This is a genomic window from Nocardia sp. NPDC003345 (genome assembly GCF_053589395.1).
In genome coordinates, this window is sequence record NZ_JBSFRU010000596.1 from 1 (window position 1) to 1513 (window position 1513).

The 1513-nt window shown below is 68.3% G+C and carries 2 protein-coding genes; both read left to right on the forward strand.

Annotated features, from left to right (window positions below; all coding sequences use genetic code 11):
• The coding region (locus ACWDU1_RS32295; protein WP_450004207.1) for an ROK family protein at positions 1-456 on the forward strand (456 nt) is incomplete at its 5' end.
• A gap of 168 nt (positions 457-624) precedes the next feature.
• A partial coding sequence (locus ACWDU1_RS32300) for a sigma-70 family RNA polymerase sigma factor (protein WP_450004208.1) occupies positions 625-1513 on the forward strand: 889 nt, incomplete at its 3' end.

The window sequence follows — 1513 nt, forward strand, 5'->3', positions numbered from 1 at the left end:
GGCCGGGAGGTCACCGTGCTCAACGACGCCGACGCGGCCGGCCTGGCCGAGGACCGGTACGGGGCCGCGGCCCATATCCACGGGCTGGTGCTGCTGCTGACCTTCGGGACCGGAATCGGTTCGGCGCTGCTCAACAACGGCTCGCTGGTCCCCAACACCGAACTCGGGCATCTGGAGATCGGCGGGATGGAGACCGAGCACCGCGCGGCCGCCTCGATCAAGGAGCGCGAGGACCTGACCTATCCGGAGTGGGCCGCCCGGGTCAGCACCGTGCTGTCCGGCCTGGAAGACCTGTTCTGGCCGACGGTCTTCGTCGCCGGCGGCGGTATCAGCCGCGACGCCGACCAGTGGATTCCGCTGCTCACCAACCGCACCCGCGTGGTCCCCGCGACCTTGAAGAACACGGCGGGTATCGTAGGCGCCGCCATGGCTGTCGACGCCGGAATCACCCCCTGAGATTCTCCGCGCCACGGGCAAGGGCACACTGGTCGGATCGTTACAATGGAAGGACCCGGCGGTGAGCCGGACACCCGACCGGCGTTTTAGCCGGTAAACCCGACAGACCGCTCCGCCGGAATACTACTCTGGCGTGACGCCGCACGAGACCGTCACGAAAGGGCGTACGTGGTAGCCACGAATACCCGTCAGACTGCCGAATCGGCCGACGCCGAGGCCACGGAAGTTCCCGCGGCACGCCCGGCCCGGAAGGCCGCCGCCAAGAAGGCGCCGGCGAAGAAGGCCGCTGCCAAAAAGGCGCCGGCCAAGAAGGCCGCCGCCAAAAAGGCCCCGGCCAAGAAAGCTCCGGCCAAGAAGGCGGGCAGCGCCGGCGCCCCCGGCGCGGGCGAGGAACAGCTCGACGACGATTCGCTGGATGTCGCGGATCTCGGCGATCTGGAGGTCTCCGAGGACGATCTCACCGACGAGGGCGACGAACTGGTCGCCGACGCCGAGGTCGCCGAGGAGCCCGAAGCCGAGGCCGAAGCCGCCGACGGCACCTCCGAGCCGACCGCCGCGGACAAGGCCTCCGGCGATTTCGTCTGGGACGAGGAGGAGTCCGAGGCACTGCGGCAGGCCCGCAAGGACGCCGAACTCACCGCGTCCGCCGATTCGGTGCGTGCCTATCTCAAGCAGATCGGCAAGGTCGCGCTGCTGAACGCCGAGGAGGAGGTGGAACTCGCCAAGCGGATCGAGGCCGGTCTGTACGCCGCCGAGAAGATGCGCGAGTTCACCGAGGCCGGCGATAAGCTCCCCGTCGCCACCCGGCGTGATTTCAACTGGATCATCCGCGACGGCAACCGTGCCAAGAACCATCTCCTCGAGGCGAACCTGCGACTCGTGGTATCGCTGGCCAAGCGCTACACCGGCCGCGGGATGGCGTTCCTGGATCTGATCCAGGAGGGCAACCTCGGCCTGATCCGCGCGGTCGAGAAGTTCGACTACACCAAGGGCTACAAGTTCTCCACCTACGCCACCTGGTGGATCCGGCAGGCCATCACCCGCGCCATGGCCGACC